Source organism: Rhodococcus sp. Z6_132 (genome assembly GCF_058133635.1).
The window spans coordinates 739,821-765,828 of sequence record NZ_JBYUNP010000003.1; the positions used below are offsets into that span (position 1 = coordinate 739,821).

Below are 26,008 nucleotides of genomic sequence, written 5' to 3' on the forward strand. Positions count from 1 at the left end.
GCCCTCACAGCGGCAGGTCGCGCCCAAGCACTGCGAAGGGGCGTGAGTCACCGGCAAAGCTGAACTGCCGCAGCACGTCGGTGAAGCCCAGCCGCCGGTAGAGGTGCCAGGCCCGGTTCTCCTCCTCCGCCACCTCTGGGGTGGACAGCAGCACCCGCTGCTCCGGGCGACCGGTGAGCAGCCGGCGCAGCATCGCCTCGCCCAGCCCCTGGCCCTGCGCGCTGGGCAGCACGTGCAGCTCGGTCAGCTCGAAGTACTCGCCCAGCAGCACGTCGACCTCGTGCGGGGGGATGCCGCGAGCCAGCAGCCCGCCGCGCACCTCCTCGCACCACCACTGCCTCCGGGCACCCCGGTAGCCGTAGGCGATGCCGAGCAGCTGGCCGGTGGGGACGGGGCCCGCCGCGCGGCCGGCCTCCCGGTTCTCCCGCTCGCCGGGGCCCGGATCGCCCACTGCGGCCACCGCGTGCCACCCCACGCGCAGCGCGTGCTCGGCCCACATCGGGGCCCGCTGCCGCTCGGTTCCGCGCGGATAACCCATGGCTGCGACGTAGATCCCCAGCGCCTCGCCCATCCTGGCGTGCAGTGCGTCCCGAGACAGGTCAACCACGGTCACGCTCACCGCGCCATCACACCACGAGCTGGTCTTGACGCCGGGGGCGGCGGGGGCGCTACAGTGGCGCTGTCGAACAAGTGTTCGAACAGCGATCTGGGTGCCGGTTCGGTCTGGGTGCCTTGGTGGTGAGCGGGTGCGAGTGGTGGAGGTGTGCGCGATGGCTGAGGTCATGACGGCGGTGGAGAAGGTCCGGGCCGGGATGCGACGGCCAGCTGGGCAGCGGACGGCTGCGCAGCGGTCAGCTGGACAGCGGGCGGCCTGGCAGGGTTCGGCCGTGCAGGGCGCCCGCGCGGCGGCCGCGCTGCTGGAGCAGGCGGAGGCCGGCCTGCAGCAGGCCCGGCGGGCGGCGGCGGTGGAGCTCCGCTTCTCCCAGGCTCAGCTGGCCGCGCTGCGGGCCGGGGCGGCGGTGCTGGCCACCCGCGCGCAGCCCACCTGCGCCGGTGCTGCCCCGGTGCGCTCCCGGCCGAACAGCGTCTGGCTGCTGCTGGGCCGGGTGGCGCCGGAGCTGGGGGAGTGGTCGGAGTTCTTCGCCGCGCAGGCCGTCACCCGCAGCATCACCACCCGCGACGCCGACGACCTGCTGCGCCAGGCGGAGCAGTTCCTCGGCCTGGCCCGCGCCGCCGCCTGCCGCAACCGGGGGCACCGGTGAGCCTGGGCCGCTCGGCCCCGGCCCGCCGCGCGGGTGCCACTAGAGTGCGGAGCCGTGAAAAGACCTGCGAGGATGTCCCGGTGACCGAGCGCCAGTCCAGGCACCGGGGCGCCACTGCCGAGGGCGACCGGAACGTCCTGGTGCACGGGGCGATCCGCCGTGAGGTGCTGCGCCGCGAGGCCGGGCAGCCGTGCCGCGTGCTCGACGTCGGCGGGGGCTCCGGCGGGTGGGCGGTGCCGCTGGCCGAGCTCGGCTGCGACGTCACCGTGGTCGACCCCAGCCCGGACGCGCTGGCCTCCCTGGCGCGCCGTGCCCGAGAGACCGGCGCGACCGCGCAGGTCACCGCGGTGCAGGGCGACATGGACTGCCTCGGCGAGCTGGTGGCCCCCGGCACCGCGGACGTGGTCCTGGCCCACGGGGTGCTCGAGGTGGTCGAGGACGTGCCCGCCGCCATGCACGCGCTGGTCACCGCGCTGGCCCCCGGCGGGGTGCTCTCGGTGCTGGTGGCCGGCCGGGCCGCGGCGGTGCTGCACCGCGCGCTGGCCGGACGGCTGGCCGACGCCGCTCGGGTGCTCACCGACCCCGACGGCCGCTTCGGCGAGCACGACCCGCTGCTGCGCCGCTTCGACCTGCCCGGGCTGACCACGCTGCTCACCTCGTCGGGACTGGTGGTGGAGCTGGTGCAGGGTGACGCCGCGCTCAGCGACCTGGTGCCCTCCGCGTCGCTGGAGGCCGGCTCGCAGGCCGCCGTCCAGCTGCACGAGCTGGACGCCCTGGCCAGCGGCACGAGCCCGCTGCGGGAGATCGCCAGTCGGCTGCACGCCCTGGCCCGTCTGCCGCTGAGCGTCTAGGGGGCCGCAGCGCCATGGGCCGCAGCGGCGACCTGGCCAGCCACCCCGACCGGGACGCGGCTGGCGCCGACGACGCCGGCTGCCCGGTGCTGCACGTGGACATGGACGCCTTCTACGCCTCCGTCGAGGTGCGCGAGGCCCCGCACCTGGCCGGGCTGCCGGTGGTGGTGGCCGGCGGCGACAACCGGGGCGTGGTGGTCTCGGCGACCTACCCGGCGCGGCGCTACGGGGTGCGTGCGGCCATGCCCACCAGCCAGGCTCGGCGGCTGTGCCCGCGGGCGGTGTTCGTGCCGCCCCGCTTCCCGCTCTACACCGAGGCGTCCCGGCTGGTGATGGACATCTTCCGGGGGATCACGCCGCTGGTGGAGCCGCTGAGCCTGGACGAGGCCTTCCTGGACGTCTCCGGGGCGCTGCGCCGGCTGGGCACCACGCCAGCCGGGGTCGCCGCGCAGATCCGTCGGCAGGTGCAGGAGACCACTGCGCTGACCTGCTCGGTGGGGGTGGCGCGCACCAAGTCCATGGCCAAGCTGGCCTCGGCCATGGCCAAGCCGGACGGGGTGATGGTCGTCCCCGTGGTGCGGGAGCGGGAGATCCTGCACGCGCTGCCGGTGGGGGCGCTGTACGGGGTGGGCGCGCGCACCGGGGAGGTGCTCACCGGCCACGGGCTGCGCACCGTCGGCGACCTGGCGGGTACCGACCTGCACGTGCTGCAGCAGTGGGTGGGCCGGGCCAGCGGCGCCCACCTGCACGCCCTGGCCAACGGCCAGGACGACCGCTCCGTGGTGCCCGACTCGGTGGAGAAGTCCGTCGGCGCGGAGGAGACCTTCAGCACCGACCTCTACGACACCGCCGCGCTGCGCCGCGAGCTGCTGCGCCTGGCCCAGCGGACCACGGCGGGGCTGCGCCGCAAGAACGTGCGGGCGCGCACCGTGTCCATCAAGGTCCGCTACGCCGACTTCACCACCCTCACCCGGTCCCGGACGCTGCGGGTGCCCACCGACGTGGCCCACGAGGTGTACCAGTGCGCCTGCGACCTGTTGGACGGGTTGGGGCCTCGTGCTCAGGCCGTGCGCCTCGTGGGGGTGCGGGCGGAGCAGCTCGTGGCGGCCTCCGCCGTGGTGGAACAGCTCGAGCTCGGTGCCCCCGAGCACGGCTGGCGCGACGCGGAGAAGGCGGCCGACCGGTTGCGCTCCCGCTTCGGCGACAGCGTGCTGCGCCCCGCCACCCTCCTCGAGGGTCGAGAGCGCGAGCACTGACCGAAGAGATCAACTTCAGCCGGCTGCACCCCTGCCCTGACTTTGGGTGGTCTCCCGCCCGCCAGACTCGTACGATGTCGAGTAGATGCCCGGCAGGTCGGGCATTCGTTGACTCCGACGGGGAGCCGACAGCCCAAGACCTCAGTGCCGGGGGAGGGACAGTGCCACTCTCGGAGCACGAGCAGCGACTGCTCGATCAGATCGAGTCCGCGCTGTACGCGGAAGATCCGAAATTTGCCTCCAACGTTCGAACGGGTCGAGGGCTGCGTGTTGGCCATCGACGCGGTGTTCAGTCAGTCGCGGTGTTCCTCCTCGGGCTGGTCCTGCTGGTCGGTGGAATTGCGCTGCCCCTCAAGCCCGGGGGCGTCCCCGTGGTGAGCGTGCTCGGCTTCCTGGTGATGTTCGCTGCGGGCGTCCTGCTGCTCCTCGGCAGGGGTCGGTCGGACGCACCCGGTGCGGGAGACGGTGCTTCCGGGCACGGCCGCCGCGAGACCCGCAGCACCAATCGCTCCGACGGTGGTGGGTTCTCCGCCAAGATGGAAGAGCGCTTCAAGCGTCGCTTCGACCAGGAGTAGTCGGCAGCACAGGCCGCCGCGAGCTGGCCAGGCACGACCACGACGAGGGCTGCCGGACGAGACATCGTCCGGCAGCCCTCGTCCTGTGTCCGGCCCCGTGCCCCAGCCGGCCCTGTGCCCCAGCCGGCCCTGTGCCCCAGCCAGCCCTGTGCCCCAGCCGACCCCGGCTCCTGGCGGCCCGGTGCCCGCGGCCGGGGCTGACTGTCCAGGGTGGACTCCCCGGACCCTGGGCCGACCCCTACCCGGTGTGCTCGAGCTCCCGGGGTGCGCGGCCGGCCCAGCGGGGGCCCAGCAGCGACAGCGGCAGCGCGCGCCGCAGCCAGGGGAGCGGGGCGCAGCGGCGCTCGGCGGCGGTCAACCTCTGCAGGGCTTCCCGGCACGAGCGCTCGGTCCCGGCCGTCGAGCTGGGGTCGCCGTACCAGGCGAGCTCCACCGCTTCCACCAGCCCGGCGACGGCGGCACGGCCCGGCTCGTCCAGGCCGAGCTCGTCGCTCAGGCGCTGTCCACTGGTGCGCGCGGTGTCGGAGCTGCTCAGCTGCAGCCCGTGGTCGGCGGCGACGTCGACCAGCTCGGCCCAGGCCGCGTCCGCGCTGCCCACCGCCATCCGCCGGGAGCGCCGGCTGCGGCGCAGCACCACCGGCACGCAGCAGATGGCGCCCAGCAGCGTCACCGCCAGCACCGTCCACCCCACGGCAGCGGCCAGGTTGGAGGAGGTGGCCGGGGGAGCCGCCGCCGGCTGCGGCTCGTCCTCCGGAGCGGGGGTGGGGGGCGGGGGCGTCTCGGTCGGAGCTGCTGGCGCCGGCTGGGGTGCGGGTGCCGGGGCGGCCGCGGGTGCGGCGCTCTCCGGTGCGGCGTCCCCGGCCGTGGCCTCGCGGACGTAGCTGGGCACGTTGTTGCGTCCCTGGGCCAGCGGCGTGGGATCGAACCGCACCCAGCCCACCCCGGTGAAGTACACCTCCACCCAGGCGTGGGCGTCGTCGGTGGTCACCGTCCGCTGGCTCGCGTCGCCGGTACCGGGGGTGTAGCCCAGCACCACCCGGGAGGCGATGCCCAGCTCGCGCAGCATCACGCCCATGGCGGAGGCGTACTGCTCGCAGAACCCGCGCCTGCTGCGGGTGAGGAAGTCCACCAGCGCGTCCTCGCCGACCGTGCCGTCGCCGGCGCGCAGGTCGTAGGTGAAGCCGTTGGCCCGGTTGGTGAAGAAGTCGCTGAGCAGCACCGCTGCGTCGAAGGTGGTGGGGGCGGAGCCGGCCACCTGCCGGGCCAGCGCGGACACCCGGGGGTCCACCCCGTCGAGCTGGCGCCACCGCGCGTCCACCCCGGCCTGGCTCTGCTGCCCGGCCCCCACTGCGCGCAGCCGCTCGACGGAGGTGCCCGGGTCCACCGCCTGCACGACGTAGCTCGGCAGCTGCTGGCGCTGGCTGGCCTGCAGCACCCCGGCCTCGGCGTTGTACCGGTACCCGCGCAGCTGCTCGTTCAGGCCGCGCAGGGCCACCGGGATGCCGGGCGAGGGCAGCCAGCGGTCGTTGTAGCCCAACCCGCGGACGGTGACGTCCTGGGGGCTGCCCACCAGCCCCTGCTGGGCCAGCCGGTCGCCGGCGGGCGTGCCCGCGGGCAGCTCCTCGACCACCCAGCCCCGGTCGTTGACGAAGGTGTCCAGGGTGACCGCCCGCAGGTAGGTCGGCGCCGTCATCCCCTCCACGGTGAACAGCGGGATGCTCTCGCGGGTGAGGTCGCCGCGCAGCTCGGTGAAGGGGTTGAGCGCCACCCCGTCGGAGCCGCCGCTGGTGCCCTGCAGCCGGGCGGAGGTGCCCACCCCGGTGGCGGCCGTGCCCACCCACAGCGCGCAGGCCAGGGCACCGGCCACCGACACCGCCACCAACGGTGAGCGCAGCCCGGTCATGCCCGCCGACGGACCGGCCAGCGCAGCGCGTCGACTGCCGTCGGAGAGCAGCAGCAGCAGCACGCCCAGCGCGCCGAGCGCGAACGACCACCACGCCAGCAGCGTGCTGGACAGCGACGCGGGCACCGCCACCACGCACAGCAGCACCAGCCCAGCGACCGCCGGCGTCTGGATGCCCGCCACCAGCAGGTCCACCAGCACGGCCGCGCACCCCAGGCACAGCACCAGCAGCAGCAGCATCTCGTCGGTGACGGCCACCGGCGACTGCTCGTTGGCGATCTGCGCACCAGCGCCGGACAGCAGCTCGCGCAGCCGGGTCAGGGCCGCGGGGCCGGGCAGCGCGGTGCCGGCGAAGGAGGCACACAGCAGCACCCCCAGGGCGAGCAGCTGCCCCACGGGCACCAGGAAGTGCGGCACGCGCACCAGCCGCAGCACCACCCCCACGGCCGCGACGGTGGCGAAGGTGCCCGCCACGGGCAGCACCCAGCGGCTGGAGGTGAACAGGGTGGCCAGCGCTGCGCTGGCCAGCAGCAGGGCGAGCGCACCCACCAGGGCCTGTGCCGGCCTGGCGTCGCGGAACGTCACCGCCCCACCGACCCGGCGGCGGAGAACGCCGGCAGCAGGTCCGCCAGCGGGGTGCTGCCGCCCACCGCCGTCACCAGCCAGCCCGCACCGGTCAGCAGGGGGACGCCGTCGCCGGGCAGCAGGTGGGCCACCGTGCCGGCCGCCCCCACCCGTGCGCGGTGCTCGAGCAGCACGGTGGCGTCGGCGGTGCCGGGCTCGCCGAGCACCGCCACCAGCTCGTCGCTCCCCACCACCGCCAGCGCCGGGCCCAGCTCGGTGGTGGCGGACAGGCCAAGCACGGCCAGCTGGTCCAGGCCGGATCCGCCCGGTGCCAGCACCGCGGCGTCGGCGGTGACCACCTGCACCGGGGTGCTGGTGCGACGCAGGTGCTCGGCGAGGCTGGCCGCCAGGCTCACGGCGCGCTCGAAGGCCGGCTCACCCGCAGGCCCGCCGAAGGCGGAGTCCCGGTTGTCCAGCAGCACCGTCACCCGGGCGCGCTGGCCCTGCTCGGCGGTGCGCACCATCAGCTCGTCGCGGCGCGCGGAGCTGCGCCAGTGGATGCTGCGGATCTCGTCGCCGGGGACGTACCCGCGCAGCTGGGTGTCGCGGACGGCGTGGCCGCTGCTGGCCCGGGCGGCGGTCTCCGCGCCCGCCGCCCCACCCAGCACCACGGGCTGCAGCGGCTCCACCCGGGGCCGCACCAGCACCGGGGTGGCCGCGCCCACCGGGCGCTGCACCTGCACCAGGCCCAGCGCGTCGGTCAGCGCCACCCGCAGCGGTCCCACCCGGTGCTCGCCGCGGCGGGTGGGCAGCAGGGCGTGCTGCAGCACCGCGCTCTCCCGGGCGCGCAGCCGGGGCAGCGCCAGCACGGCGTCGCGGCCGAGCTCGGCGGGCACCGGGTCGAGCACCAGCAGCCCACCGGCGGGCTGCCGGGCCACCGCGCGCACCTCGGTGGTGACCGGGCAGGGCTGCCCCACCGACGCCGGCTCCGGGCCCACCGACCGGCTGACCTCCAGCCGCAGCGGCAGCAGGGTGTGCAGCAGGGCGGTGAGCACGGGCAGCACCAGCAGCAGCACACCGGCGCGGAGCAGGTCGCGCTCGTCCAGGACCAGTGCGCACACCATGCAGGCCACCCCCGCGGCGACCAGGCAGCGCCCGCGGGTGGTCAGGCCCGACAGCGGCGAGCTCACTCAGCGCGCCGCGCGCGGAGCCGGACCGCCTCGCGGCACGGGAGTGCGGCCGACGATCTCCTGCACCACCGCGGCCGCGTCGCGTCGGGCGGCCACCGCCTCGCCGGAGAGCAGCAGGCGGTGGGCCAGCACCGGCTCGGCCACGGCGATCACGTCGTCGGGCAGCACGTGGGCGCGACCGGCCATCGCCGCGTGGGCCCGGGCGGCGCGGACCACGTGCAGGGTGGCGCGCGGCGAGGCACCCAGGCGCACCAGCGGAGAGGTGCGGGTGGCGCTCACCAGGGTCACCACGTACCGGCGCAGCTCGGCAGAGACGTGCACGTCGCGGACGGCGTCGATCATCCGGCTCACCTCGGCGGCCGAGCAGGCGGGCACCAGCTGGCCCACCGCGTCGTGGCCGGAGTGGGTGTCGATCATCATCAGCTCGGCCTCGGCCGAGGGGTAGCCCAGCGACACGCGGGTGGTGAAGCGGTCGCGCTGGGCCTCGGGCAGCGGGTAGGTGCCCTCCATCTCCACCGGGTTCTGGGTGGCGAGCACCATGAACGGCTCGGCGAGCTGGTAGGTGTGGCCGTCCACGGTGACCTGCTGCTCCTCCATGCACTCCAGCAGGGCCGACTGGGTCTTGGGCGAGGCCCGGTTGATCTCGTCGGCCACCAGCAGGTTGGCGAACACCGGTCCGGGCTGGAACTCGAACTCCCCGTTCTGGCGGTCGTAGATGGACACCCCGGTGACGTCGCTGGGCATCAGGTCCGGAGTGAACTGGATGCGGGATACCGAGGAGTCCACGGCACGGGCGAGCGCCTTGGCCAGCGCGGTCTTGCCCACGCCCGGAACGTCCTCCAGCAGCAGGTGTCCGCCGGCCAGCAGGGTGAGCACGGCCGTGCGCACCACTGCCGTCTTGCCCACCAGCACCTGCTCGACGGTGGCCACCACCCGCTCGGCCGTCTCGGCCACCTCGCTCACCGTCCACTGTGTGGCCGTCGACTGTGTGGCCGTCTGCTGCGCCGTGGCCGTCGACTGGGTGGTGGCGTGGCGCCCGTTGGTCTGGTGCGCGGAGTCGTCGGGCGCCCCGTCCCGGCCGTGCGCCGACGACCCCGGCCGCGCGAGCTCCTGCTCCCAGGCGCCGTCGAAGCCGCCCGTGGTCCGCGGTCTGCTCACGTGTGTCCTTCCCGGCGGTGCGGGCGGCCGCCGGCTGCGCCGCACGGCGGGCAGTGACGGTGACGTCCCAGGTCTCTCCACGAGTGTGCCAAACCTGCGGGTGGCGTGTTCGGACGAGCGCGGGGCCCGCCCGGGTGCCGGGCGTTCGGTGCTCCCGCTCCCCACCACCCACCACGCCCCACCATGACCGTCAGCGAGCCGGGGCGGACCCCGCCAGGACGCTCTGCGACCGGGTGAACGGGGCCGGAAGGGGTCGCTGCGCGGCCGAGGGCAGGGCGGTCGCCCCACTCGCCCCCCACCGCGAACCGCCTTCTGCTACCTGCGAAAACGCCGTAAAGCGCCCGGTTTTTCCCGGTTGTGTCGGCTTGATAGTGGGCCCTGGTGGGGTAAGGTGGTGCGAAGTGGGGTGATGTGCAGCACCACCCTCGCGGACGAGCCGGGCGGCGGGGGAGTGGGGAGGTGCGGACATGGTCGAGATGAAGCCGATGTTCCTGGGCACCTACACCCCCAAGCTGGACGACAAGGGCCGGCTCACGCTGCCGGCCAAGTTCCGCGACGCCCTGGCCGGCGGAGTCATGGTCACCAAGGGTCAGGACCACAGCCTCGCCGTCTACCCGCGCGAGGAGTTCATCGTGCGGGCCCGCAAGGCGGCCGAGGCCTCCCGCACCAACGAGACGGCCCGGGCCTTCGTCCGGGCCCTCGCCGCCGGCACCGACGAGCAGCACCCGGACGGGCAGGGTCGCATCAGCCTCTCGGCCGACCACCGCCGCTACGCCGGCCTGGCCAAGGAGTGCGTAGTAGTCGGCTCGGTGGACTTCCTGGAGATCTGGGACGCCCAGGCCTGGCAGACCTACCTGGACGCCAACGAGGAGAGCTTCTCCCAAGGACGGGAGGAGGCGCTGGGCGACATCCTCTGAGCAGCGGCACCCACGGGTGTCCCGAGGCCTCCGTCCGAGGTTGGCCCTGACGCACTTCCCCGGCGTCAGGTCACCTTCGTTCGGACGGGGACCTCCCGACATCCGTCGCCACCGCGATCAGCCAGCCAGCTCAGCACCCGCCCCGCACTACCCCGGCCCACCACAGCACCCAGCGAGCAGACGAGGAGGACACCGTGGCACCCGAGCCAGACGGCCAGCAGCAGCCCGAGCAGCACCGGCACGTCCCCGTGCTCCGCGACCGCGTCACCGAGCTGCTCGAGCCGGCCCTGGCGCCCGGCAGCGTGCTCATCGACGCCACCCTCGGTCTCGGTGGGCACGCCGAGCACCTGCTCGCACGCAACCCGGGCATCCGCCTCATCGGCCTGGACCGCGACCCCGACGCCCTGGCGATGGCGGGGGAGCGGCTCGCGCCATACCGCAACCGGATCACCCTGGTGCACACCGTCTACGACGGCATCTACGACGCGCTCGAGCAGGCCGGGCTGGGCCGCGGCGGTCTGGTGCAGGGCGTGCTGTTCGACCTGGGCGTGTCCTCCATGCAGCTCGACGCCACCGAGCGCGGCTTCGCGTACAGCAAGGACGCCCCGCTGGACATGCGGATGGACCCGACCACGGGCATCACCGCCGCCGAGGTGCTCAACACCTACTCCCACGGCCAGCTGGCCCGGGTGCTGTCCACCTACGGCGAGGAGCGCTTCGCCGGACGGATCGCCTCGGAGGTGCTGCGCCAGCGCGAGCGCGAGCCCTTCACCACCAGCGCCCGCCTGGTGGAGGCCATCTACGCCGCCGTTCCCGCCGCCACCCGCCGCACCGGGGGGCACCCCGCCAAGCGCACCTTCCAGGCGCTGCGCATCGAGGTCAACGGAGAGCTGGACGCGCTGCGCGCCGCACTGCCCGCGGCCATCGACGCGCTCGGCGTGGGCGGGCGCATGGTGGTGATGTCCTACCAGTCGCTGGAGGACCGGGTGACCAAGCACGAGCTGGCCCCGCGACTGCGCTCCAACACCCCCGAGGGACTGCCCGTGGAGCTGCCCGGGCAGGGCCCCGAGCTGGAGTCCCTCACCCGGGGCGCCGAGCGCGCGAGCGAGACCGAGATCGAGGAAAACCCGCGGGCTGCACCGGTACGACTCCGTGCCGTGCAGCGCATCTCCAGGAGGCCGGCATGACCGCACCCACCCGTACCCGTCCGGCCCCCACCCGTCGCGCCCCGCGCAACGGCCCGCCCACCCGGCGTGGTGGACGCTCGGTGGCCGCGCAGCGCGCCTACGAGCGCAAGGTCGACCGCACGCAGCGGTGGAACCACCTGGTGCCGGAGCAGCTGGCCAGCGTGGCCGTGGCCCGCAAGGTGCCCTTCGTGGTGCTGGTCATCGCCCTGCTCGGCCTCGGCCTCGTGAGCACGCTGTGGCTGTCCACCAACTCCGCGGCCAGCTCCTACCAGATCACCGACGCGCAGAAGGAGAACCGGCTGCTCTCCGAGCGGGTGGAAGCCCTGCAGCGCGACGTGGCCACCATGGACTCCGCCGCCGCGCTGGCCACCCGGGCCAAGCAGCTGGGCATGGTGCCCAGCACCAACGTCGCCCGCCTGTCGGTGGGTCCGGACGGCGCCGTCACCGTGGTCGGCAGCCCGGCCCCGGCCGCGCCGCCCGCCGGCCCGCCCCCCGCCCCGCAGGTGGCCGGCGTGCCGCCGGTGGGTGCCGCGCCGTCGCCGGTGGCCACCCAGCAGATCGCCCCGGCCACCCGCGCCGGTGCCGAGACCCCCTCCGCGGGCGCCACCACCCCCACCACCCCGAGCGCCACCACCCCGCGCGCCACCCGGCCGACCAGCAGCGCTCCTGCCGGCACCAGCGCGCCCGCCGCCGACAGCCGCCCGGCAGCCCCTGCGACCCAGGCCCCCGCTCCGGCCGCCCCGACCCGGGTCGCCACCATCCCGGCGAGCCCGGTGCCCCCGGTGGCCGAGGCCGCCACCACGCCGGGCGCGCCTCCCGCGGCTCCCGCTGCGCCGCAGGCACACTCTGAGCAGATCCAGCCGGGGGCGGCCCCGGCCACTGCCGGTGGAGGAGCCTGATGCCCGACGATCGACGCGCACCGCGATCGGCCTCGGCAGCTCGGAGCTCCACCCGCAGGATGAGCCTGCGGCGACGTGACACCGGCCCGCGCACCGTCCGTCCCGCCGACTACCGCCGCCACCAGGTCAGCGCCATGCTGATGGTGGCGGCGCTGGTCATTGCCGGCCTCCAGCTGATCCGCGTGCAGGGCGTGGACGCCGCCGGGCTGTCCGCCCGGGCCGACGCCCAGCGCACCTCCACCCAGACACTGGTGGCCAACCGCGGCGCCATCACCGACGTCACCGGCAAGAAGATGGCGTTCACCCTGCAGGCCAAGGCCCTCACCTTCCAGCCGCAGGCGGTCAAGGCGGACCTGGTCAAGGCCCGCGAGGCCAACCCCGCCGCACCCACGCCGGCCGACCGCATCCAGCAGATCGCCGTCGGCGTGCACGACGTCCTGGGCCCGGCCGCCCCGGTGGCCAAGCTGGTGCAGGCGATGAGCGCGGACACCACCTTCACCTACCTGGCCCGGGGCGTGGACCCGGCCCTGGCCACCCAGATCACCGAGAGCTTCCCGGAGGTCGGCGCCGAGCGCCAGGACATCCGGCAGTACCCCACCGGTCGCACCGGAGCCAACATGATCGGCGGCACCGGCTGGGACGGCCACGGCCTGCTCGGCCTGGAGGGCTCCATGGACGCCACCCTGGCGGGCACCGACGGCACCCGCACCGTGGAGGTCGGCTCCGACGGCGCCGTCATCCCGGGCAGCACCCGCGACGAGCAGCCGGCCCAGGACGGCGACACCATCCAGCTGACCTTCGACGCCGACGCCCAGTACCAGGTGCAGGAGATGACCCAGCGCGCCAAGGACCTCTCCGGGGCCAAGCACGCCTCGGTGGTGGTCATGGACACCAAGGGCAAGATCGTGGCGATGGCCAACGACGGCACCTTCGACCCGGGCACCGAGACCGGGACCGCGCCCGCCGCCGCGCTGGGCAACCCGTCCGTCACCACCCCGTTCGAGCCCGGCTCGGTGGCCAAGATCGTCACCGCCGCCGCCGCCATCGAGTACGGCGTGACCACGCCGGAGGAAGTGCTGGACATCCCCGCCGGCATCACCATGGGTGGCGCCACCGTGCGCGACGCGTGGGGCCACGGCGACGTCAAGTACACGACCACCGGGGTGTTCGGGAAGTCCTCCAACATCGGCACCCTGGTCCTCGCCCAGCGGGTGGGCGCCGACCGCTTCTCCGACATGGTCAGCCGCTTCGGGCTGGGTCAGCTCACCAACGTCGGCCTGCCCGGCGAGACGGCCGGCTCGGTGCCGCCGCAGTCGCAGTGGTCGGGCAGCACCTTCGCCAACCTGCCCATCGGGCAGGGTCTGTCCATGTCCCTGCTGCAGATGACCGGCATGTACCAGGCCATCGCCAACGGCGGCGTGCGCATCCCGCCCCGCGTGGTGGCCGCCACCGTCGACGCCAGCGGCAACCGCACCGAGACGCCCGAGCCCGAGGGCGTGCGGGTGGTCAGCGAGCAGACGGCCAGCACCGTCAAGGACATGTTCCGCGCGGTGGTGCAGGACGAGCCGAACCAGGAGCGCGGCACCGGAGTGGCAGCGGGCATCGACGGCTACCAGGTGTCCGGCAAGACCGGCACCGCCCAGCAGGTCGACCCGAAGTGCGGCTGCTACTCCAACTCGCAGTACAACATCACCTTCGCGGGCATGGTTCCGGCCGACAACCCCAAGTACGTCATCGGCATCATGCTCGACGCCCCCGAGCGGTCCACCGACGGCAAGCCGGGTGCCTCCGCCGCCCCGCTCTTCCACGACATCGCCTCCTGGCTGCTGCTGCGCAACCGGGTTCCGCTCTCCAGCGGCCCCACGCCGGTCATGCCCTTCGTGAAGGAGTGAGCGCCCCACGCGAGCCGGTAACCTCATCGCACGTGCCGCCGCCCCCTGAGCTTCCCGCCCCCGAGTCCGAGAGTTCCCCGGTGCCCGACCGGATCCACCCGCAGACCCCCGGTCAGACGCCGGTTGCCGCTCCACCAGCCGAGGACGAGCGCCCCACCGCGAGCGTGCCCACGACGCTGACCGAGCTGGCCGTCCTGGTCGGTGCCGAGCTGCGCAGCACCAGCGCCGAGATCACGGTCACCGGAGCCACCCTGCGCGCCGACACGGTGCGCCCCGGCGACCTATTCGCCGCGCTGCCGGGTGCGCGCGCCCACGGTGCCGACTTCGCCGCCACCGCCCTGGCCGCCGGTGCGGTGGCCGTGCTGACCGACGCCGCCGGTGCCACCCGGCCCGCCCTGGTCGACGTGCCGGTGCTGGTGCACCCCGACCCTCGCTCGGTCGTGGGCATCCTCTCCGCGCACCTCTACGGCAACCCGTCGGCGCACGTGCCCGTGCTCGGAATCACCGGGACCTCGGGCAAGACCACCACCGCCTACCTGGTGGAGGCCGGCCTGCGCGCCGCTGGGCTGGTGCCCGGCCTCATCGGCACCGTGGAGACGCGGGTGGCCGGTCGGCGCATCCCCAGCAGCTTCACCACGCCGGAGGCGCCGGACCTGCAGGCCCTGCTGGGACGGATGGACGAGGGCGCGGTCGACGCCGTGGTCATGGAGGTCTCCAGCCACGCGCTCACCCTGGGCCGGGTGGAGGGCACCCGCTTCGCGGTGGGCGGCTTCACCAACCTCTCCCGCGAGCACCTGGACTTCCACCCCACCTTCGAGGACTACTTCGCGGCCAAGGCCCGGCTGTTCGCCCCCGGCTCCGCGGTGCGCTGCGAGCGGGCCGTGGTGTGCGTGGACGACGAGTGGGGCCGGCGCATCGCCGAGCTCTACGGCCCGGACGCGGTGACCGTCAGCGCCACCGGCTCCGCCGCCAGCTGGTGGGCCGAGGACGTCTCCGCCGCCGACGACGGCGGCCAGCACTTCACCGCCTGCGGACCCGCGGGCGTGCGGCTGCCCGCGCACCTGCGCCTGCCCGGCCGCTACAACGTCGCCAACGCCCTGCTCGCCATCGCCATGCTCACCTGCGCCGGCGTCTCCGCCGAGCACGCGGCCGCCGGCGTGGCCGCGGTGGACGTGCCGGGGCGGATGGAGCGGGTCGACGTCGGCCAGCCCTTTCTGGCCGTCGTGGACTACGCGCACAAGCCCGCCGCGCTGCAGGCCGTGATCGAGGCGCTGCGCGAGCAGGTGTCCGGCCGGGTGGCCGTGGTGGTCGGTGCCGGGGGAGACCGCGACCCGGGCAAGCGCACCATGATGGGCGAGGCGGCCGCCCGCGGCGCCGACCTCCTCGTGGTCACCGACGACAACCCCCGCAGCGAGGACCCGGCCACCATCCGGGCCGCGGTGCTGGCCGGCACCGAGCAGGTGCCCGCCGACGTGCGAGCCGAGGTCGTCGAGGCCCTCGACCGCGCCTCGGCCATCGACCGGGCGGTCCGCTGGGCCCAGCCCGGGGACGTGGTCCTGGTGGCCGGCAAGGGCCACGAGACCGGACAGGAGATCAACGGCGTGAAGCACCCGTTCGACGACCGAGACGTGCTGGCAGCTGCCATCACGCGGACCCGCTCATGATCGCGCTGAGCCTGCAGCAGGTGGCCGACGTGGTGGGCGGGACGCTGCACGACTGTCCCGACCCGACCGTGCAGGTGACCGCCGGGGTGGAGTTCGACAGCCGCAAGATCGTGCCGGGCGGGCTGTTCCTGGCCCTGCCCGGCGAGCGGGTGGACGGCCACGACCACGCCGCCGCCGCCGTCGCCCAGGGTGCGGTGGGCGTGCTGGCTGCCCGACCGGTGGGCGTGCCCGCCGTGGTGGTGCCGGCCGCCGGTGCGCACGACCGCCGGGCGATGGCCCTGGCCGCCGACACCGACGGCTCCGGCGCCGCGGTGCTCGCCGCCCTGGCGCGGCTGGCCCGCGCCTCGGTGGACGCGCTGCCCGGCCTGCGGGTGGTGGGCGTGACCGGGTCCTCCGGCAAGACCTCCACCAAGGACCTGCTCGCCGCCGTCCTCGCCCCGCTCGGCACCGTGGTGGCGCCCCCGGGATCGTTCAACAACGAGCTGGGCCACCCCTGGACGGTGCTGCGCGCCGACGCGGACACCCGCTTCCTGGTGCTGGAGCTCTCCGCCCGCGGCGTCGGCCACGTGGCGGCGCTGTGCGAGGTGGCCCCACCGCAGATCGGCGTGGTGCTGAACGTGGGCACCGCGCACCTGGGCGAGTTCGGCTCGCGCGCGGCCATCGCCCAGGCCAAGGGCGAGCTGGTGGAGGCGCTGCCCGCCGCCGCCGACGGCGGGGTTGCCGTGCTCAACGCCGACGACCCCCTGGTGGCCGCCATGGCCTCGCGCACCACTGCCCGGGTGGTGCTGGTGGGCACCTCGCCCAGCGCCGACATCCGGGCCACCGACATCGAGCTGGACGAGCAGGCCCGGCCGCGGTTCACCCTGCACACCCCGCAGGGGCACACCCAGGTGGAGCTGGCCGTGCACGGCGAGCACAACGTGGGCAACGCGCTGGCGGCCGTCGCGGTGGCGCTGGAGGCCGGGGCCAGCCTGGGCCAGGTGCGCACCGCGCTGGCCGGTGCGCGCGCGGCCTCGGTGCGCCGGATGGACCTGCGCACCCGCGCCGACGGCGTCACCGTCATCAACGACTCCTACAACGCCAACCCCGACTCGGTGCGCGCCGCGCTGAAGGCGCTGGTCAGCATGTCCCGGGGTGCCCGGGCCGCGGTTCCGCGCCGCAGCTGGGCGGTGCTCGGCGAGATGGCCGAGCTGGGGGCGGATACCGTTGCCGCGCACGACGGCATCGGTCGCCTCGCGGTCCGGCTGGACGTGCACCGGCTGGTGGTGGTGGGCGAGTCCGCCCGGGCCATGCACACCGGCGCCGTGCAGGAGGGGTCGTGGGGAGAGGAGTCGGTGATCGTGCCCGACGTGGCCGCGGCGATCGACCTGCTGCGCCGCGAGGTCGAACCCGGTGACGTGGTGCTGGTGAAGGCGTCGCAGTCCCAGGGCCTGTGGCGGGTGGCCGAGGCGCTGCTGGCCGACGACGGGCCCAGGCCCGGCCCCGACCAGGACAGCAACAGCAACAGCGAACAGGCAGAGGAGGGACAGCAGTGAGACAGATCCTCATCGCCGCGGGCATCGCGTTCGCGGTCTCCATCCTGCTGACCCCCTACCTGATCAAGGTCTTCTCCGGGCAGGGCTTCGGCCAGGAGATCCGCCAGGAGGGCCCGGCCAGCCACCAGGCCAAGCGCGGCACCCCCACCATGGGTGGGGTGGCCATCATCGCGGCGCTGTGGGCCGGCTACTGGGGTTCCCACGCCATCGGGGCCGGCCTGGAGGCGGAGGGGCCGACAGCGTCGGGGCTGCTGGTGCTGGGACTGACCTCGGTCCTCGGGCTGGTGGGCTTCCTCGACGACTTCATCAAGATCCGCAAGCAGCGCAACCTCGGCCTGAACAAGACGGCCAAGCTCGTCGGCCAGCTGGTCGCCGCGGTGCTGTTCGGGGTGCTGGCGCTGCGCTTCGCCAACGAGGAGGGCCTCACCCCGGCCACGCCCAACCTGTCCTTCGTGCGGGACATCGCCACGGTGTCCTTCGGCACGGTCGGCTTCGTGCTGTTCTGCTACCTGCTGGTGAGCGCCTGGTCCAACGCGGTGAACCTCACCGACGGCCTGGACGGGCTCGCCGCCGGCTCCATGGCGATGGTGCTGGCCACCTACGTCATCATCTGCTTCTGGCAGTACCGCAACGACTGCGGCACCACCGCGCTGGCCGGCTGCTACGAGGTGCGCGACCCGCTGGACGTGTCCCTGCTCGCCGCTGCGGCGATGGGTGGCTGCGTCGGCTTCCTGTGGTGGAACGCCGCACCGGCCAAGATCTTCATGGGCGACACCGGCTCGCTGGCCCTGGGTGGGCTGCTCGCCGGCATCAGCATGGTCACCCGCACCGAGCTGCTGCTGGTGGTGCTGGGCGCGCTGTTCGTGATGGAGGCAGCCTCCGTGGTGGTGCAGGTGGCGGTGTTCCGCACCAGCCGCCGACGGGTGTTCCGGATGGCCCCGTTCCACCACCACTTCGAGCTCGCCGGATGGGCGGAGACCACGGTGATCATCCGCTTCTGGATCCTCGCCGCGATCTCCTGCGCCCTGGGCCTGGCGCTGTTCTACAGCGAGTGGCTCTCGGCGATCGGGCCGTGACCGGTCCCGGCGGCACGAGCGCTGCGGCCCCGCGCCCGGCGCTGGACGTGCGCGAGCTGACCGGTCGGCAGGTGCTGGTGGCCGGCGGCCGGGTGAGCGGCCTGGCCATGGTGCGCGCCCTGGTTCGCCTCGGCGCCCGGGTGGTGGCCACCGACTCCAACCCCGCCATGCTCGACCAGCTCACCGCCCTGGGTGCGGAGGCGCACCTGGACCTGCAGGAGCCACCCGCGGGCACCGAGCTGGTGTGCACCGTGCCCGGGTTCCGCCCCGACGCGCCGCTGCTGCGGGCCGCGGCGGCCGCGGGGCTGCCGGTGTGGGGCGACGTCGAGCTGGCCTGGTGGTGCGACGAGGCCGAGGTGTTCGGCCCCCGCAAGCAGTGGCTGGTGGTCACCGGCACCAACGGCAAGACCACCACCACCACCATGCTGGACGCGATCCTCACTGCCGACGGCCTGGCCAGCACCGCCTGCGGCAACATCGGGCGCGCGGTGCTGGACGTGCTGCTGGCGGAGCCGGCGCTGACCCACCTCGCGGTGGAGCTGTCCTCCTTCCAGCTGCACTGGGCGCCGTCGGTGCGCCCCGCAGCCGGTGCCGTGCTGAACATCGCCGAGGACCACCTGGACTGGCACGGCGGGATGGCCGCCTACACCGCGGCCAAGGCGCAGGTCCTCACCGGCGACGTGGCGGTGGTGGGGGTGGACGACCCGGCCGCGGCCGCGCTGGGCGAGCAGCCCCGGGCCGGGCGCACCGTGGGCTTCACCCTGGGCGAGCCCACGGCAGACCAGCTCGGCGTCGTCGGCGACGCGCTGGTGGACCGGGCCTTCGGCGACGGCCCCGAGGCGCACACCGTGCTGGCGCACACCGCTGACGTCACCCCGGCCGGCCCGCCCGGGCTGCTGGACGCCCTCGCGGCGGCCGCGCTGGCCCGCTCCGCCGGGGTGGCGCCGGAGTCGGTGGCGGCGGGGCTGCGGGCCGTGCAGCAGGGTGCGCACCGCGCGGTGCTGGTGGCCACCCACGACGGCGTGGACTACGTCGACGACTCCAAGGCCACCAACCCGCACGCCGCGCTCGCCTCCGTCACCGCCCACCCCCGGGTGGTCTGGGTGGCCGGCGGGCTGCTCAAGGGAGCCAGCGTGGACGCGCTGGTGCAGGCGGTCGCCGACCGGCTGGTGGGTGCGGTGCTGCTGGGTCGCGACCGTGCGGTGATCGCCGACGCACTGCGGCGACACGCGCCGCAGATCCCGGTGGTGGAGGTGGGCAAGGGCCACGATGGACCCATGAGCGAGGTGCTGTCGGCTGACGCTGCGATGTCCGCGGTGGTCGGCGAGGCAGCGCGGCTGGCCCAGCCCGGCGACGTGGTGCTGCTCGCCCCGGCCGCGGCCTCCATGGACATGTTCACCGACTACGGCCACCGCGGAGATGCCTTCGCCGCGGCAGCCCAGGCGCTGGCCACCGGTGCGACCGCGCCGGGGACGGAGCGGTGACCATCAGCAAGGACGCCGCCGGGCGCCGGAGCACCGGCTCGCGCACCGGCAGCCGCGGGACCCGGGGCGCCGCCGAGGACCGACGCCCCCGGCGCGGGGCCTCGTCGGCGTCGGCGGGCGTCTCCGCCACGGCCCGCCAGGTGGGCGAGCGGCTCACCGGCTGGCTCTCCCGGCCGCTCACCTCGTTCCACCTGGTGGTCAGCCTGCTGCTGCTGCTCAGCGGGCTCGGGCTCACCATGGTGCTCTCGGCCTCCAGCGTGGAGTCCTACGCCCAGGACGGCTCCGCCTACAGCGTCTTCACCCGGCAGGTCATCTTCGTGCTGCTGGGGCTGTGCCTGTTCTACGTGGGCATGCGGGTCAAGGTGGCCACCCTGCGCAGGTGGTCGCTGCCGGCGTTCCTGGGCTGCGTGGCGATGCTGGTGCTGGTGCTGGTGCCCGGCATCGGCAGCATGTCCAACGGCGCCCGGTCGTGGTTCGTCCTCGGGCCGGTGTCGCTGCAGCCCTCCGAGGTGGCCAAGATCGCGATCGCCGTGTGGGGCGCGCACCTGCTGTCGATCAAGCGTGGCCAGCTGCACTCGCTGCGGCACATGCTCATGCCGCTGCTGCCGGCGGCGGCCATCGTGCTGGTGCTGATCTTCCTGCAGCCCGACCTGGGCACCAGCATCTCGCTGGCCATCGTGGTGCTGGGACTGCTGTGGTTCGCCGGGGCCCCGGTCAAGCTGTTCCTGACCCTGCTGGCCCTGGCCGGTGTGGTCTTCGTGGTGGTGGCGTTGACCGCGAGCTACCGCCTGGAGCGCATCACCTCCTTCCTCGACCCCGGGGCCGACCCGCAGGGGGCGGGCTACCAGGCCATGCAGGCCCGGTACTCCCTGGCCGGGGGCGGGCTGTGGGGCGTGGGCCTGGGGCAGAGCCGCGGCAAGTGGAGCTACCTGCCCGAGGCGCACAACGACTTCATCTTCGCCATCCTCGGCGAGGAGCTGGGCTTCGTCGGCGCCGCCGCGGTGCTGCTGCTCTTCGGCGCCCTCGCCTACACCGGGCTGCGCATCGCCCGCCGCTCCATCGACCCGTTCCTGCGCCTGCTCACCGCCACCGTCACGCTGTGGCTGGTGGGTCAGGCCGTCATCAACATTGGCTACGTCATCGGGCTGCTGCCCGTCACCGGGCTCACCCTGCCGCTGGTGTCCTCTGGAGGTACTTCCACCGCCGTGACCATGTTCGTGTTCGGACTGCTGGCCAACGCCGCGCGCCACGAGCCACCCGCCGTGGCCGCCCTGCGCACCCAGGGGGAGGGCCCGCTCGGCCGGCTGCTGCGGCTGCCGGCGCCTGAGCCCTACCGCGCCCGCCCCAGCTCCCGGGTGGTGCGCACCGGCGAGCAGGCGCGCCGCGCGCGCACCGCGCACCCGGCACCTGGTGGTGCCCGCCCGACCGCCGAGCGTGCTGGGCCGGAGGGCGTTGCCGGCGACCGCAGGACCGAGCCGCTGCGCTCCGCCCCCCGCGGGCAGTCCCGCCAGCCCGCCCGTGGTCCGCGCAGCCGCACCCCCGAGCCGCCGCGGCGTCCCGGCACCAGCCGCGGCACCGACACCGGACGCGGAGGTCGCAGGTGAGCACTGCTGCTGACCAGCGCCCGCTCTCGGTGGTGGTGGCCGGAGGTGGCACGGCCGGACACGTCGAGCCCGCGCTGGCCGTCGCCGACGCCCTGCGCCTGGTGCGGCCGGACGTGCGGGTCACTGCCCTGGGCACCGCTCGCGGGCTGGAGACCACGCTGGTGCCCGAGCGGGGCTACCCGCTGCAGCTGATCCCGCCGGTCCCGCTGCCGCGCAGGCTCTCCGCCGACCTGCTCCGGCTGCCGGCCCGTGTGGTCGCCTCGGTGCGCGCCACCCGGGCGGTGCTGCGCGCGGTGGACGCCGACGTGGTGGTCGGCTTCGGCGGCTACGTCGCGCTGCCGGCCTACCTCGCCGCCCGCGGGCGCCGCGGGGTGCCGGTGGTGGTGCACGAGGCCAACGCCCGCGCCGGCGTCGCCAACAAGGTGGGTGCCCGCGTGGCGCGCCGCGTGCTGGCGGCGGTGCCCGGCAGCGGGCTCCGTGGCGCCGAGGTGGTGGGCATCCCGCTGCGGCAGTCGATCACCGACCTCGACCGCGCCGCGCTGCGCGCCGAGGCCCGCAAGCACTTCGACCTCGACCCCGACGGGCCGGTGCTGCTGGTCACCGGTGGCTCGCAGGGCGCCCGCAGCATCAACGACGCGGTGTCCGGGGCGGCGCAGGCCCTGGGCCGGGCCGGCATCGGCGTGCTGCACGCGCACGGCCCGCGCAACACCGTCGAGGTGCACTCGCCGGAGGGCGCGCCGCGCTACGTGGCCGTGCCGTACCTGTCCCGGATGGACCTGGCCTACGCCGCCGCCGACGCCACCATCTGCCGCTCCGGCGCGATGACCGTCGCCGAGGTCTCCGCGGTCGGCCTGCCGGGCATCTTCGTGCCCCTGCCGCACGGCAACGGCGAGCAGGAGCTCAACGCCCGGCCGGTGGTCGACGCCGGCGGTGGACTGCTGGTGCGCGACGCCGACCTCACTCCCGAGCTGGTGGCGACCACGGTCGTGCCGCTGCTCACCGACCCCGAGCGGCTGGCGGCCATGGGGGCCGCCGCCGCCGCGTCCGGGCACCGCAGCGCGGCCGCCCGCATCGCCGAGATCGTCCTGGAGGTAGCCCGATGACCCCGCTCGACGAGCCGAACGAGCTCAGCGAAGGGTTGCCGGCCGAGCTGGCGCGGGTGCACATGGTGGGCATCGGCGGTGCCGGTATGAGCGGGGTGGCGCGGATCCTGCTCGCCCGCGGTGGGCAGGTCTCCGGCTCCGACGCCAAGGAGTCTCGCGGCGTCCTGGCGCTGCGCGCCCGCGGCGCCCAGGTGCGGCTGGGCCACGACCCCTCCGCGCTGGACCTGCTGCCGGGTGGGCCCACCACGGTGGTCACCACCACCGCCGCCATTCCCAAGGACAACCCCGAGCTGGTCGAGGCGCGTCGGCGCGGCATCCCGGTGACGGTGCGGCCCAAGGTGCTGGCCTCGCTGATGACCGAGACCCGCAACGTGCTGGTGGCCGGCACGCACGGCAAGACCTCCACCACCTCGATGCTGGTGGTGGCCCTGCAGCGCTGCGCCTTCGACCCGTCGTTCGCCATCGGCGGTGAGCTCAACGAGTCGGGCACCAACGCCCACCACGGCAGCGGCGACGTCTTCGTGGCCGAGGCCGACGAGAGCGACGGCTCGCTGCTGGAGTACAGCCCGCACGTCGTGGTGGTCACCAACGTCGACTACGACCACCTGGACTACTTCGGCACCGTCGAGGCCTACGTGGCGGTGTTCGACGCCTTCCTCGAGCGCATCGACCCCGATGGCGTGCTCATCGCCTGCGCCGACGACCCGGGCTCGGCCGCGCTGGCCGACCGGGCCGAGGCCGCCGGCCTCCGGGTGCAGCGCTACGGCCGCGCCGAGGGCGCCGACGCCCGCCTGCTCAGCTGGTCGGCGGCCGACGGTGGCGGCGCGGGGGAGGTGGCGCTGGCGGGGGAGAGCACCGCGCGTCCCATGCGGCTCAACGTCCCCGGTGAGCACATGGCCCTCAACGCCCTGGGGGCGCTGCTGGCCGCCCTGGCGGTGGGCGCTGACCCGGCCCGGGCGCTGGAGGGGCTCACCTCCTTCGGCGGGGTGCACCGGCGGTTCCAGCTCACCGGCAGCGAGGCCGGGGTGCGCGTCTACGACGACTACGCCCACCACCCCACCGAGGTGCAGGCGGTGCTGCTCGCGGCCCGCGCCGTGGTCGAGCAGCAGCCGGACGGACCCGGCCGGGTGATCGTGCTGTTCCAGCCGCACCTGTACTCGCGCACGCTCACCTTCGCCACGGAGTTCGGCGCCGCCCTGTCGCTGGCCGACGAGGTGGTGGTGCTCGACGTCTACGCCGCCCGCGAGGAACCGGTGGCCGGAGTGAGCGGGGCGATCGTCGCCGAGGCGGTGGCCTGCCCGGTGCACTACCAGCCGCACCTGGCCGCGGCCCCCGAGCAGGTGGCCGCGCTGACCCGGCCCGGCGACCTGGTGCTCACCATGGGCGCCGGCGACGTGACCATGCTCGGTCCGGAGATCCTGCGGAGCCTGCGCCTGCGTGCGGGTGGGTCGTTGCCGTGAGCCCGGCTGGTCGCTCTCCCCGGCCCACCGCTCGGGGTGGCAGCCGCAGGACGGCCACGCACCGTGGTGCCCGCTCGGCCGCCGCCCGCGCGGCCACCCGCTCCCGGCGGACCACGGACACCGCGGCCGCCGAGCCGGGCGGCCGTGCCGGCCGCAGCGCCCGGCGCAGTGCCCGGCGCGGTGGTGCCCGCAGCAGTGCTGCCAGCCGCGGCGGGGCCGGACGGGCGCGGCTGCCCAGGCTGGGTCTGCAGGTCGGCAGCCGGCAGAAGATGGCGCTGGCCGTTGCGGTCGTGCTGGTGGTGGTGCTGGGCGCCGTGGCGTGGTTCAGCCCGCTGCTGTCGGTGCGCAGCGTGCAGGTGGAGGGGGCGCAGGTGCTCACCGCCGAGGAGGTGACCGCGGCGCTGGACGTGGCCGACGGCACGCCGCTGCTGCAGGTGGACCTCACCGAGGCGGCCGGCCGGGTGGCGATGCTGCCCCGCGCCGCTCGGGTGACCGTCGACCGGCACTTCCCCTCCGACCTGCGCGTGCTGGTGGAGGAGCGGGTGCCGGTGGTCTACGTGGACAAGGCCGACGGCCCGCACCTGCTGGACGCCACCGGAGTGGACTTCGCCGCCGCGGTGCCCCCGCCCGGCGTGCCGCGCCTGGTGACGGAGCGCCCCGGGCGCAGCGACCCGGTGACCACCGCAGCGCTGACCGTGATCACCTCGCTTCCGGCGCCGGTGCGCGCCCAGGTCACCCTGGTGAACCCGGGCTCGGCCGCTGACGTGCGGTTCACCCTCGGCCCGGACCGCGTGGTGGTCTGGGGGACACCGGACAACCTGGGCCGCAAGGCACAGGTGCTGGCAGCGGTGCTCACCCAGCCTGGCAAGGTGTACGACGTCTCCAGCCCCGACCTGCCGACCATCAGCTGACCAGGGGCGCGGAGTGGGTCACACAAAAATGATGGGCGCGTGCGGCGCGCCTGCTGGACCCAGGTGGAGCGGCTGCATAGCGTCTCCTCGTCGAACAACTTGACATAACTCTAAGCCTGCAGTTTAGGGTGAGGGTTTTGACCCGCCCCGGCGCCCGCGCCAGCAGCACCCAGACACACCAGCACTCAGACACCACCAGCTCCCAGACACACCAGCTCCACCCCTGCACCCGACGGACACACGAAAGCCTGTGAGGACCCACCCATGACGCCTCCGCACAACTACCTCGCCGTAATCAAGGTCGTCGGCATCGGCGGCGGCGGTGTCAACGCGGTCAACCGGATGATCGACGTCGGCCTCAAGGGCGTGGAGTTCATCGCCATCAACACCGACGCCCAGGCGCTGCTGATGAGCGACGCCGACGTCAAGCTCGACGTCGGCCGTGAGCTCACCCGCGGTCTCGGCGCCGGCGCCGACCCGGAGGTCGGCCGTCGCGCCGCCGAGGACCACAAGGACGAGATCGAGGAGGTCCTCAAGGGGGCCGACATGGTCTTCGTGACCGCCGGCGAGGGTGGCGGCACCGGCACCGGTGGTGCTCCCGTGGTCGCCAGCATCGCCCGCAAGCTGGGCGCGCTGACCATCGGTGTGGTCACCCGCCCGTTCTCCTTCGAGGGCAAGCGCCGTGGCGGCCAGGCCGAGGACGGCATCGCCGGCCTGCGCGAGTCCTGCGACACCCTCATCGTCATCCCCAACGACCGGCTGCTGCAGCTCGGCGACGCCGCCGTCAGCCTGATGGACGCGTTCCGCTCCGCCGACGAGGTGCTGCTCAACGGTGTGCAGGGCATCACCGACCTGATCACCACCCCGGGCCTGATCAACGTCGACTTCGCCGACGTCAAGAGCGTCATGTCCGGCGCGGGCAGCGCCCTGATGGGCATCGGCTCCGCCCGCGGGGACGGGCGCGCCGTGCAGGCCGCCCAGACCGCCATCAACTCGCCGCTGCTCGAGGCCTCCATGGAGGGTGCGCACGGCGTGCTGCTGTCCATCGCCGGTGGCTCCGACCTCGGCCTGTTCGAGATCAACGAGGCCGCCACCCTGGTGCAGGAGGCCGCCCACGTCGACGCCAACATCATCTTCGGGACGGTCATCGACGACTCCCTCGGTGACGAGGTCCGGGTGACCGTGATCGCCGCCGGCTTCGACGGGTCCGGCCCGGTGCGCAAGTCGCTGGAGCCCACCGCCGTCGCACCGCGCAACTCCACCGGCAACACCGGCCAGTCCGCGCAGGGCCTGCCGCCCACCCGGGCCAGCGCCTTCGACGCCGGTCGCCAGGAGTACCCGCGCGCGGGTGCCACGGGCGAGGCCGGTCGCGGACCGGTGCAGAACGGTCCCGGCGGCCTTCCGCCGCGCCCGGGCCAGCGTCCGGCCAGCGGCTTCGGCGGCGGTCGCACCGTCCCCGTCGAGGACGACGGCGACGACGAGGTGGACGTTCCTCCCTTCATGCGGCGGTGAGTCCG

Annotated in this window: 21 protein-coding genes; 17 read left to right on the top strand and 4 right to left on the bottom strand. The window is 74.7% G+C overall.

Going from position 1 to position 26,008, the window contains the following annotated elements; all coding sequences use genetic code 11:
* Positions 1 to 4: 4 nt before the first annotated feature.
* On the bottom strand, positions 5 to 571 hold the full coding sequence (locus tag AC3YO9_RS16690; RefSeq protein WP_206518195.1) for a GNAT family N-acetyltransferase: 567 nt from the start codon (positions 569 to 571) through the stop codon (positions 5 to 7).
* Positions 572 to 770: 199 nt separating this feature from the next.
* Between AC3YO9_RS16690 and AC3YO9_RS16695 the strand changes: the two genes are divergently transcribed.
* The 4 genes from AC3YO9_RS16695 (at position 771) to AC3YO9_RS16710 (ending at position 3,944) form a co-directional block, all read left to right on the top strand.
* Positions 771 to 1,262: an SAV_6107 family HEPN domain-containing protein gene (locus AC3YO9_RS16695; protein ID WP_489983951.1), complete on the top strand. Its 492-nt coding sequence runs from the start codon at positions 771 to 773 to the stop codon at positions 1,260 to 1,262.
* Positions 1,263 to 1,342: 80 nt separating this feature from the next.
* Entirely contained in the window at positions 1,343 to 2,113 is a 771-nt protein-coding gene (locus AC3YO9_RS16700; RefSeq protein WP_489983952.1) for a class I SAM-dependent methyltransferase, read from the top strand.
* 14 nt (positions 2,114 to 2,127) lie between these two features.
* Complete coding sequence (gene dinB / locus AC3YO9_RS16705) at positions 2,128 to 3,369, top strand: DNA polymerase IV (protein WP_489983953.1); 1,242 nt, start codon at positions 2,128 to 2,130, stop codon at positions 3,367 to 3,369.
* Between the two features lie 161 nt (positions 3,370 to 3,530).
* Positions 3,531 to 3,944, top strand: a complete 414-nt coding sequence (locus AC3YO9_RS16710) for an SCO2097 family morphological protein (RefSeq protein ID WP_489983954.1) — start codon at positions 3,531 to 3,533, stop codon at positions 3,942 to 3,944.
* Between the two features lie 238 nt (positions 3,945 to 4,182).
* Here AC3YO9_RS16710 and AC3YO9_RS16715 read toward each other — a convergent pair whose 3' ends face one another.
* Genes AC3YO9_RS16715 through AC3YO9_RS16725 form a run of 3 tightly spaced genes read right to left on the bottom strand, consistent with a single transcriptional unit; the run spans position 4,183 to position 8,759 of the window.
* Positions 4,183 to 6,432 (bottom strand): transglutaminase TgpA family protein, encoded by a 2,250-nt coding sequence (locus tag AC3YO9_RS16715; RefSeq protein WP_489983955.1) that lies wholly within the window; start codon positions 6,430 to 6,432, stop codon positions 4,183 to 4,185.
* On the bottom strand, positions 6,429 to 7,601 hold the full coding sequence (locus AC3YO9_RS16720; RefSeq protein ID WP_489983956.1) for a DUF58 domain-containing protein: 1,173 nt from the start codon (positions 7,599 to 7,601) through the stop codon (positions 6,429 to 6,431). The genes AC3YO9_RS16715 and AC3YO9_RS16720 overlap by 4 nt, the downstream gene beginning before the upstream one ends.
* A complete protein-coding gene (locus tag AC3YO9_RS16725) occupies positions 7,602 to 8,759 on the bottom strand; it encodes an AAA family ATPase (protein ID WP_489983957.1) in 1,158 nt (385 codons plus the stop codon). It abuts the gene before it with no gap.
* A 485-nt stretch (positions 8,760 to 9,244) separates the two neighbouring features.
* Between AC3YO9_RS16725 and mraZ the strand changes: the two genes are divergently transcribed.
* From mraZ to ftsZ, 13 genes are all read left to right on the top strand, one after another.
* The gene (mraZ, locus tag AC3YO9_RS16730) at positions 9,245 to 9,676 is read left to right on the top strand and encodes a division/cell wall cluster transcriptional repressor MraZ (protein WP_127784700.1); all 432 of its coding nucleotides are present in this window, start codon (positions 9,245 to 9,247) and stop codon (positions 9,674 to 9,676) included.
* Between the two features lie 194 nt (positions 9,677 to 9,870).
* Positions 9,871 to 10,863 carry a 16S rRNA (cytosine(1402)-N(4))-methyltransferase RsmH gene (gene rsmH / locus AC3YO9_RS16735; RefSeq protein WP_241249800.1) on the top strand — a complete coding sequence of 331 codons (993 nt, stop codon included), beginning with the start codon at positions 9,871 to 9,873 and terminating at the stop codon, positions 10,861 to 10,863.
* On the top strand, positions 10,860 to 11,762 hold the full coding sequence (ftsL, locus tag AC3YO9_RS16740; RefSeq protein ID WP_489983958.1) for a cell division protein FtsL: 903 nt from the start codon (positions 10,860 to 10,862) through the stop codon (positions 11,760 to 11,762). The genes rsmH and ftsL overlap by 4 nt, the downstream gene beginning before the upstream one ends.
* Positions 11,763 to 11,821: 59 nt before the next feature.
* The gene (locus AC3YO9_RS16745; protein ID WP_489983959.1) at positions 11,822 to 13,654 is read left to right on the top strand and encodes a peptidoglycan D,D-transpeptidase FtsI family protein; all 1,833 of its coding nucleotides are present in this window, start codon (positions 11,822 to 11,824) and stop codon (positions 13,652 to 13,654) included.
* An 80-nt stretch (positions 13,655 to 13,734) separates the two neighbouring features.
* On the top strand, positions 13,735 to 15,318 hold the full coding sequence (locus AC3YO9_RS16750) for a UDP-N-acetylmuramoyl-L-alanyl-D-glutamate--2,6-diaminopimelate ligase (protein ID WP_489983960.1): 1,584 nt from the start codon (positions 13,735 to 13,737) through the stop codon (positions 15,316 to 15,318).
* Positions 15,315 to 16,853: a UDP-N-acetylmuramoyl-tripeptide--D-alanyl-D-alanine ligase gene (locus AC3YO9_RS16755; RefSeq protein ID WP_489983961.1), complete on the top strand. Its 1,539-nt coding sequence runs from the start codon at positions 15,315 to 15,317 to the stop codon at positions 16,851 to 16,853. The genes AC3YO9_RS16750 and AC3YO9_RS16755 overlap by 4 nt, the downstream gene beginning before the upstream one ends.
* Positions 16,850 to 17,929, top strand: a complete 1,080-nt coding sequence (gene mraY, locus AC3YO9_RS16760) for a phospho-N-acetylmuramoyl-pentapeptide-transferase (RefSeq protein WP_127782497.1) — start codon at positions 16,850 to 16,852, stop codon at positions 17,927 to 17,929. The genes AC3YO9_RS16755 and mraY overlap by 4 nt, the downstream gene beginning before the upstream one ends.
* Positions 17,926 to 19,413 (top strand): UDP-N-acetylmuramoyl-L-alanine--D-glutamate ligase, encoded by a 1,488-nt coding sequence (gene murD, locus AC3YO9_RS16765; RefSeq protein ID WP_489983962.1) that lies wholly within the window; start codon positions 17,926 to 17,928, stop codon positions 19,411 to 19,413. Before mraY ends, murD begins: the two co-directional genes overlap by 4 nt.
* Positions 19,410 to 21,017 (top strand): putative lipid II flippase FtsW, encoded by a 1,608-nt coding sequence (ftsW, locus tag AC3YO9_RS16770; RefSeq protein ID WP_489983963.1) that lies wholly within the window; start codon positions 19,410 to 19,412, stop codon positions 21,015 to 21,017. The genes murD and ftsW overlap by 4 nt, the downstream gene beginning before the upstream one ends.
* A complete protein-coding gene (murG, locus tag AC3YO9_RS16775; RefSeq protein ID WP_489983964.1) occupies positions 21,014 to 22,120 on the top strand; it encodes an undecaprenyldiphospho-muramoylpentapeptide beta-N-acetylglucosaminyltransferase in 1,107 nt (368 codons plus the stop codon). The genes ftsW and murG overlap by 4 nt, the downstream gene beginning before the upstream one ends.
* Positions 22,117 to 23,580 (top strand): UDP-N-acetylmuramate--L-alanine ligase, encoded by a 1,464-nt coding sequence (gene murC, locus AC3YO9_RS16780; RefSeq protein WP_489983965.1) that lies wholly within the window; start codon positions 22,117 to 22,119, stop codon positions 23,578 to 23,580. Before murG ends, murC begins: the two co-directional genes overlap by 4 nt.
* Complete coding sequence (locus AC3YO9_RS16785; protein ID WP_489983966.1) at positions 23,577 to 24,491, top strand: cell division protein FtsQ/DivIB; 915 nt, start codon at positions 23,577 to 23,579, stop codon at positions 24,489 to 24,491. The genes murC and AC3YO9_RS16785 overlap by 4 nt, the downstream gene beginning before the upstream one ends.
* A 264-nt stretch (positions 24,492 to 24,755) precedes the next feature.
* Positions 24,756 to 26,003, top strand: coding sequence for a cell division protein FtsZ (gene ftsZ / locus AC3YO9_RS16790; protein ID WP_127782501.1), 1,248 nt, complete (start codon positions 24,756 to 24,758; stop codon positions 26,001 to 26,003).
* The last annotated feature ends 5 nt before the right edge of the window (positions 26,004 to 26,008 follow it).